Raw genomic sequence first — 8985 nt, 5'->3', positions numbered from 1 at the left:
CTGCATCATCGTTTACGTCGATTAGCTCGAAGTCCGCATCAGCGTCCGCATCCGCGTCGGCGTCTGCATCGGCGTCTGCATCGGCGTCGGCGTCGGCATCGGCATCGGCATCGGCATCGGCATCGGCATCTGCATCAGCATCCGCGTCGGCATCTGCATCTGCATCTGCATCTGCATCCGCGTCAGCATCGGCATCGGCATCGGCATCGGCATCAGCGTCGGCGTCGGCATCCGCATCGGCGTCCGCATCCGCATCGGCATCGGCATCTGCGTCGGCATCGGCATCTGCGTCGGCATCCGCGTCGGCATCTGCATCCGCGTCAGCATCGGCATCGGCATCGGCATCGGCATCGGCATCGGCATCGGCATCGGCATCGGCATCAGCGTCGGCATCGGCATCTGCATCCGCGTCGGCATCGGCGTCGGCATCCGCATCGGCGTCCGCATCCGCATCGGCGTCCGCATCCGCGTCGGCATCGGCGTCGGCGTCGGCGTCGGCGTCAGCGTCAGCGTCAGCGTCAGCATCCGCGTCGGCATCCGCATCGGCGTCCGCATCGGCGTCGGCGTCGGCGTCGGCGTCGGCGTCGGCGTCGGCGTCGGCGTCGGCGTCGGCGTCGGCGTCAGCATCCGCATCTGCATCAGCGTCAGCATCTGCATCAGCGTCGGCATCGGCGTCGGCATCCGCATCGGCATCTGCATCGGCATCTGCATCGGCATCGGCATCGGCATCCGCATCAGCGTCGGCATCGGCATCGGCATCGGCGTCGGCGTCGGCGTCGGCGTCGGCATCAGCGTCGGCATCAGCGTCGGCGTCCGCATCCGCATCCGCATCGGCATCTGCATCTGCGTCGGCATCTGCATCCGCGTCGGCATCGGCGTCGGCGTCGGCATCTGCGTCCGCATCAGCGTCGGCATCGGCGTCGGCATCTGCGTCGGCATCTGCGTCGGCATCTGCGTCGGCATCTGCGTCCGCATCAGCGTCGGCATCCGCATCCGCATCGGCATCTGCATCAGCGTCAGCATCTGCATCAGCGTCGGCATCCGCATCGGCATCGGCATCGGCATCGGCATCGGCGTCGGCATCGGCGTCGGCGTCGGCATCAGCATCCGCATCGGCATCGGCATCGGCATCGGCGTCGGCGTCGGCGTCGGCGTCGGCGTCGGCGTCCGCATCGGCGTCCGCATCCGCATCCGCATCGGCATCTGCATCTGCGTCGGCATCTGCATCCGCGTCGGCATCCGCATCCGCGTCGGCATCGGCGTCGGCGTCGGCATCTGCGTCCGCATCAGCGTCGGCATCTGCGTCGGCATCCGCATCAGAGTCGGCATCTGCGTCGGCATCCGCATCGGCGTCCGCATCGGCGTCCGCATCCGCATCGGCATCGGCGTCCGCATCCGCATCGGCATCGGCATCGGCATCGGCGTCGGCATCGGCGTCGGCGTCGGCGTCGGCATCGGCATCCGCATCGGCATCGGCATCTGCGTCGGCATCTGCGTCGGCATCTGCGTCGGCATCCGCATCGGCGTCCGCATCCGTATCGGCATCGGCATCGGCATCGGCATCGGCATCGGCATCGGCATCGGCATCTGCGTCAGCATCGGCATCCGTGTCGGCATCTGCATCTGCATCTGCGTCAGCATCCGCATCCGCATCCGCATCAGCGTCGGCATCTGCGTCCGCATCTGAATCGGCATCAGCATCACCTTCGGGAGGCGGCGGGGGTGGATCTACGGGTGTTGGGCCGTCGACGGCGGGTGGGCTATCTACAGGAGGCGGCGCAGAAAAGGTGGTCGGTCTGAACGGCTCGAAGGTATCTCTACGTTCCCTTCCTTCACCATTGCTTCTGTCATCGTCGTCATCATCGACCGCGTCAGCAATAGCGGCAATACCAATCGCCGACAATGCGGCCCAAACCCAGGGGCAAACCTGTTGACTCGCTGGAACTACGCCAACCAGATCTGCACTGCTGCTCACAAGTGAAGTCGAAAGAAATGCGCCCTCATCACCGAAATGTGCGAGTAGCACATCGTCGGTTTCCGGGTCTTTTAGAAAAAGGTCACTTCTAACGTCATCTTTATCTAACGAAAAGAACCCTAGAATCGTTACGATTTCCCCTGACGCCAATTGCACGATCAGGTCGTTTCCGGACCGAACATATGTTTGTATCTCATCTTCGGCCAAAGACAATTTGACCACCCCTGGCTCATTCAATGCCAAGGTTGAACCCTCAAATTCCTCTACTATGCCACTGGATTTCGCGACTACCTGCACCTTCATATTCATCACCTAGCTTAGGAACATTATTTTTCGAAATAGCCTAAGTACTGCGAAACCGAAAGCTACGTCTGAAACTGTTTCTTTGTAAAAATCGACAGCGAGCTCAATGCACATTTTTAGCGGGCAACACCAGAAACTCTGTACCGCAAAGTCAGATTTCTAACAGACTAGTAAATAATTAGATGGGAAAACTGGCAGGTCGAACGATTGACACTTAATACATCAGATCGGCGTTAACGGCACCCGAAGCTCAATTTACTTGAGTGCCGATTTAGAATAGAGATATCGCAAAGCGATCGTTTTGGGAAACATTACTGCCCGACAGAAATCTTTAAATGGAGACGAAGCAGAGACAAAGTCCCGTGAGCGCATCCCCGAAAACGAAAAAAATGACAGTAAAACTATAACTCTACCGCTCTCGAAGAGCTTCTCCAGCTTGATTTATTGGTTTAACAAGATAGTCGAAAATAGTTTTTGCTCCTGTTTTTATATCAACAGATGCGATCATCCCGGGAACTATAGGGAACTTCTTTCCTGACTTGTTAATTAGCGCTGGGGCGTCAGTAAGAATCGTCACATGATAATAGTATTCGTCGGGTTTATTCTCATCTTGAATGGTATCGGGGGATATAGTCACGACCTTCCCGTCCAGGCCACCAAAAATCGAATAGTCGTAGGCTGTTATTTTAACTTTCGCACTCTGCCCCGGGTGTATATAGGCAATATCGCGAGGGGAGATTTTTGCCTCGACCAAAAGCCGATCATCCAAAGGAACAATATCCATAAGATGTCCATTTGGGGGAATCACACCACCAATAGTCGTTACCGCAATATCCTTTACGATTCCGCGTACGGGAGATTTCAATGTGAGCCTCGTTAGCGAATCTGACCTTCCCTCAATGATAGAACGCAAGGCCTCGACTTCGGCACTGACACTAGAAAGCTCTTCCCTCGCCTGCACCATATATTCAGATTTAGCTTCTTTGATTTTGAGCTCGAGTTCTGATCTCTGACGACTGAGTCTGAGCACTTCCACACTACTCGCTGCTCCTGATTCAACAAGATCTTTGGTTATTTTCAGCTCGCTCTTAACCAGGCTCAAAGCTTCTTGCAGGCTTTCAAGTGCATCCGATAGCCCATTTTGGCGTATGGCATATAGCTTTCGCTCTTTTGCGATCAAGCTCTCATACCCAAGGAGCTCGTCGGGGAATTCCAGTTTTCCTCCACTTACCTCGGCACTTAACCGCGCGGCGCTGGCTAGCGCGGCTCGAAATCGCGCCTCACTCTCATTGACATTTGATCGAATTTTGGTCGGATCGAGTTGAGCGATTACCTGGCCTTTTTCAACAATATCGCCTTCCATTACCTTAAGGTCTGCGAGAATCCCGCCTTCCAAAGACTGAATAATCTGGGCTCTTGATGTTGGAACTACCTTGCCACTACCCCTTGAAACCTCATCAACTTCCGCAAAGTATGACCAGGAAATCAGAGAGACCAAGAGCAGTAGAAATATCCAGACGATACGAGTTGACTTCGTCAACCGAGCATCATCAAGCTCCGCATTAAAATGTGCCCCGGCATTCTGAAAGTCTGCCTCTAGAATCGCGACGCTACTTGCACTGTTTGCTTTGTTATCAACACTACCTATCGACGTTGCCGGCGGGATCATTCCCTGATCGCCACCTGCGTCCGCCGCAAGATTTCCCCTGGAGGATTTGTTGTCTGCACTCATTAACTTACCACCTCCTTAGTACGCGCTCCCCGGGAGGAGGCTTGCGACAAACGATTCAGCGCATCTGCTTTTGGTGCATCGAGAATGAGATCACCATTTTCAACAACGAGAATACGATCCGCTAACTGCAATGTACTGCTGCGGTGCGTTGCAATGATCAGCGTGCGACCGATCGCCCATTTTTGAAGCTTTGCAATAAATCGCTTCTCAGTCATGTCGTCCAGTGACGCGGTAGGCTCATCTAAAAGCACAACACTTGGATCACGAATGAAAAGGCGCGCTAACAATAACGATTGGCGCTGCCCCCCAGACATTCCTAGCCCTCCCTCTAGTACTGTGTGGTCCAATCCTTTAGAAAGCTTGCGTACGAACTCCAGCGCCCCGGACATATCCAGCGCCGCAACAATCTCCCGATCCGTTGCACCCGGCGCGCCGAGCGTAATATTTTCCCGGAGGGTACCGTGAAACAAGCTTGAATTTTGTGTCAGAATTCCAATATCTCTTCGAGTATCTGCCGGGTCAATATGTGCAAGGCTGACATTTTCCAGCGTGATTTCACCACTACTTGCCTCTAGCATCCCCGACAAACCCTGTAGCAACGTCGACTTGCCGGCGCCGTTCCGCCCCAACACCGCAATTTTCTCGCCCGCCTGAATATTGAGTTTCGATACGGTAAGGGCGGGCAGTGCACAATCTACACTGTATTTAAATGCGGCCTGTGTTAAGGCGTAGTTTCCAGAAATATTAGGAATATGTACGCGCTTACTACCTTGAGGGTGGTCCACCGGAAGTTGCATGATCTGATCCAGACCTTTTAATGCATACTTCGCTTGCTGCCACCGACTCAGCACCTGTGTGATCTGCGACATCGGCGCCATCATCCGAGAACCCAGAATTGAAGCCGCCACTAGAGAACCGGTTGTCATATCACCGGCCATAACCATGGGCGCGCCAATCAAGACAACTACAGCAAACACTGAAGTTTGTATGTTTTGCGTCCAGGTCGTTAGGCGGCCTATCAAATTTCGCAGGTTCAAGTTCGCCTCAGAAGTGACCGCGTTGTAATGATTCCATTGCTGCTGAAATCTCTGCTCGGCTTGTAGCGCCTTGATATCTTCCATACCTTGAATAGTTTCCACCAACATGGCATTTCGGAGGGCCGATTCGCGATTAGCCTCTGCTACGAGGTTAGAAAGCTTTTTCTGAGCAAGTAGGCCGGGAACAATTAGTAGCACCAGTGCACCAAGGGGAACCAGCGCAAGCGGACCCGCCACATACCACATAACAAACAAAAACAAAAAGAAAAATGGGAAGTCAGCCAGAGCGAGAATGGTCGTCGAGGTTACCATCTCGCGAACCCGTTCTAACTCTTTTATTTGCGAAATGAAAACACCGGTAGATTTTGGCTTGGCACTATTACGCAATCTAACTGCATGTCCATACACCAGATCGGAAACGCGAATATCTGCCCGTTTACCCAATAAATCCGTAATTTTAATCCGCGTCACTTGCAGAATAAAACTAAACAGAATTGCAATTACAACGCCAATAAACAGTACATACAACGTAGGCATTGACTCGGCGGGAATTACGCGGTCGTAAACCTGCTTGGAAAACAGAATTCCGGCGAGAGCGAGTATATTTGCGGCGGTAGTCGCAATAACCACATGGCCATATGGTTTCAGGTCTCTCAAGATGATTGAGCGAAACCAGTGCTTTTCCGGCGGCTTGATGTAGTCGTCAACCCGGACATCAGAAACATTATTTGATGGGCGCAACACCACTAGGGAAGTCACTTCGCGCGTCAACACAGCCGACCGGACAGATGTAGTTGCCCCCTCGTCACCGCTAAAGGTGATAGCAACTTTACCATCGCCATCAATGGCCTGAACTACGCCTACCTGCCCTCCCTTTAACTGCACCACAAGCGGCAAACGCCAGGGAGACAGCATACTTTCATTAAACTTGGTAAACCGCGCTACCAATCCAGCTTGCCTGGCCATACTGCGAATCACGCTTTCCGTGGATTCTTCACCGCTCCAGTTTCCTGCAATGCGAACGTTCTCCGCAGAAAAGTCCAATCGGTAATACTTTGCAACAGAGAGTACCGCCGAAAGCCAGGGCGTATAATCCATATCCAACTTATCGGAACTATTCATATTACTGACATCCATCTTCGCACAGCCACTACCTGATAATTGATTTTCAGAAAGATTATTATCAAGGCAGGATCTCTACACCTTGTATCTGCCGACCATCAAGATTGAATGCACCACGAATCTCGCCAACGGTATATAGGCAGTCAACTTGTAGACTATATAGGTCATATTGAGTATTGCTCTTTTCGATACGCGCCTGCTGCACTTCCTCTTCGGAGTTGAGTAGTTCAACCAACGTTCTGGTTCCCAAGGCAGAATACTGCTTCCGGTACAAGTCTCGGGTTTCCTCGATCGCGTTGAGGCGGGTGTCGAGAATATTTAGGCTCCGTTCCAGTCCCACGCTCTGGCTTTGCGCGATACGAAGATCTCTTGCTACCGCGAGGCGAGCGGTATCTTTGGCGGCCTCGGCGGAACGCATTGCGAAGTTTGCCGCATCACGGTTCGCGTACAATCTCCCACCCTGGTATATGGGCATGGATAAATTCAGGAATATTGCACTTTCATGGTCATTTAGCGCATTGACATCTACATACTCTTGATCGAGGTAACTATTAACACTGCCATCTAACGATAATGTTGGCCACGAACGCGCCCGAGCTTCTTTCAGTTGGGCGACAGCTTCTGCGCGTTCGGCTTCGGCTATCAGTACAGCGGGCGCGGTATTCGCTTGAAGAGGATCTACCGCGCAGCCGTTTACGATCGATTGGGGAACCCCATTATTCAGTACTACCGGTTGCTCTATACCCATCAGATTCTGCAATACACTGCGCCATCGGTTCAGCTGGGCGATCGTCTGTTGTCGGTTAGCGCGCGCCGATTCAATTCGCGCTTGCGCTTGAAGTACATCAGAGCGGGAACTGGCACCACGCTGATTACGCATGGTCACCAGATTGGAAATTGCCGAGACCCCTTCCACTTGTGCATCTGCAGATTCCACCAGAGCCTGATAACGCAGAACTTCGATGGCGGCTTGCGCCGTGTCGCGAGCAATAGTATCGATCTGTTGTAAAACACGGGCTTGTGAAGCACGAGCGCCGGCCGTTGCTGCGTCCACACTCCCGGAAATTTTTCCAAAATCATAAATGACTTGCGATACGTACAACTGAACCGCATGACCGTCGCCATTCCCCTCGTTTTCCGTTTCATAACCTCCCACAACCCCAACACTTACTTGAGGGAAGTACCCAGCACGCGCCGCACGTATATTTTCCTGCTGCCGATGTAGCTCACCAACGCTCTGACCAATGGCCGGGTGCCAGCCTACGGCCTGCTGCACTGCATTTGACATGCCGACCTGAATAGTGGCACTACTGGAGGAAATCGCAGGGTTTAACGGTTGTGCAGAAAATAGCGGGCTGGCGCCGACTTCACCCTGCAACTGGCTTGGGCTTATCGACTCAGACTGAAGATCTCTCGCGCTATCCGCCATTGAAAGTGGCGCAACCACATTCAAGCCGGTTATGAATAAGAGTTTGAGAATACTGGACTGGCGGGCATTACGACGCTCAGCCATCCTTAGCTTGCGGTGATCGTATCGCTGGCTCACATTTATTCACTTTTTTGTGCCGCACCCGAATCGCTTCCTGGCGATTCCGTGACCCAAAGGTCCAATGCGGGAAATTATTCCTATTGCCGCATAAAGTTTAGCTCAATAAAAAAGCACCGGGCTTTTAGCCCGGTGCTTGTGGCGCCCCAATTGACAGGCAAATTCAGCGAGACTTACTAGAACTCGTAAGTACCGCCCTGCTGCCACAAATCCTGAGTTGGATCATCCGCCTCCGGAGGCGACATTTCCGGACCGACAGCTAGTGAGAGATGCTCCGAGAGTGCCTCACCAAGCAATTCACTCATCCCAGTACCAGGGAGGTGATCACCTTGTATGTAGTCGCTCAGAAGCTCTTCCAGGGTCGGTGGTGGTTCACTCTCACCAGAATGATGCGAGTCATGACATCCACAATCATCTCCCTTACCACCCAACATCAGTTCCAGGGTGTACTCCAGAATGTGCTCGATCTTCGCCTCAATTAACGCCTCCAACGCCTCCACATCCAGAGGATCATGGTCATGGCTGCTACCACTTAGCTCACTGTCAAGGAGTTCATCAAGAGGCGCCGTCATGGCTGAGCCCGGCACAGCTTGGTTCTGAGAATCCTGACCGTGACTCAGATCAGTCAGATCGATAGTATCAGGATTCATAGAGCCACCAACCGAGCCACTTAGAGGTGGCAGATGGGTTGTAGCGAAGTTCGTTGCACCTGCTTCTAACGTGCCAGAAGCCAAGGTGCTTGACCCGATGTCAACACCGCCTTCGCCTTCCAGTCGAAACGCGACGTAAGGTATCTCGCCATCAAAGCCAATGACTGAATTGATGCCGTCATCGTCGTCATCGTCGTCATCATCGTCATCATCGTCGTCGTCGTCGTCGTCGTCGTCGTCATCATCGTCATCGTCATCGTCATCGTCGTCGTCGTCGTCGTCGTCGTCGTCATCATCGTCGTCGTCGTCGTCGTCGTCGTCGTCGTCGTCGTCGTCGTCGTCATCATCGTCGTCGTCGTCGTCGTCGTCGTCATCATCGTCGTCGTCATCGCCGTCCGCATCCGAATCTGCATCGGCATCCGCATCGGCGTCCGCGTCGGCATCGGCGTCGGCATCCGCGTCGGCATCGGCGTCGGCATCCGCGTCGGCATCGGCATCGGCATCGGCATCGGCATCGGCGTCAGCATCTGCGTCGGCATCCGCGTCGGCATCCGCGTCGGCATCCGCGTCGGCATCCGCGTCGGCATCCGCGTCGGCATCCGCGTCGGCATCCGCGTCGG

At 54.0% G+C, this 8985-nt stretch carries 5 protein-coding genes and 1 pseudogene; all 6 read right to left on the bottom strand.

The features are described 5' to 3' along the window. Positions 1–2026, bottom strand: a 2026-nt coding sequence (locus ACXAG1_RS16930) for a hypothetical protein (protein WP_475120333.1), incomplete at its 3' end; no start/stop codon positions are given. 36 nt (positions 2027–2062) lie between these two features. Beyond that, positions 2063–2278 (bottom strand): annotated as a pseudogene (locus ACXAG1_RS16925) (BapA/Bap/LapF family prefix-like domain-containing protein); the annotation flags it as partial. 409 nt (positions 2279–2687) lie between these two features. Next, complete coding sequence (locus ACXAG1_RS16920) at positions 2688–4010, bottom strand: HlyD family type I secretion periplasmic adaptor subunit (protein ID WP_475093455.1); 1323 nt, start codon at positions 4008–4010, stop codon at positions 2688–2690. Next, positions 4010–6169: a type I secretion system permease/ATPase gene (locus ACXAG1_RS16915; protein ID WP_475093456.1), complete on the bottom strand. Its 2160-nt coding sequence runs from the start codon at positions 6167–6169 to the stop codon at positions 4010–4012. The genes ACXAG1_RS16920 and ACXAG1_RS16915 overlap by 1 nt, the downstream gene beginning before the upstream one ends. A gap of 61 nt (positions 6170–6230) precedes the next feature. Next, a complete protein-coding gene (locus tag ACXAG1_RS16910; protein ID WP_475120332.1) occupies positions 6231–7715 on the bottom strand; it encodes a TolC family outer membrane protein in 1485 nt (494 codons plus the stop codon). Positions 7716–7891: 176 nt separating this feature from the next. After that, the coding region (locus tag ACXAG1_RS16905) for a hypothetical protein (protein WP_475120331.1) at positions 7892–8985 on the bottom strand (1094 nt) is incomplete at its 5' end.

The sequence above is a fragment of the Microbulbifer sp. ABE4_465 genome (assembly GCF_056160765.1).
This window is presented reverse-complemented; position numbering and strand designations above follow the sequence as displayed.

Excerpts from the sequence above, each read along its gene's own strand:
- ACXAG1_RS16920 (WP_475093455.1), bottom strand. The coding sequence starts at position 4,010 with ATGAGTGCAGACAACAAATCCTCCAGGGGAAATCTTGCGGCGGACGCA.
- ACXAG1_RS16915 (WP_475093456.1), bottom strand. The coding sequence starts at position 6,169 with ATGAATAGTTCCGATAAGTTGGATATGGATTATACGCCCTGGCTTTCG.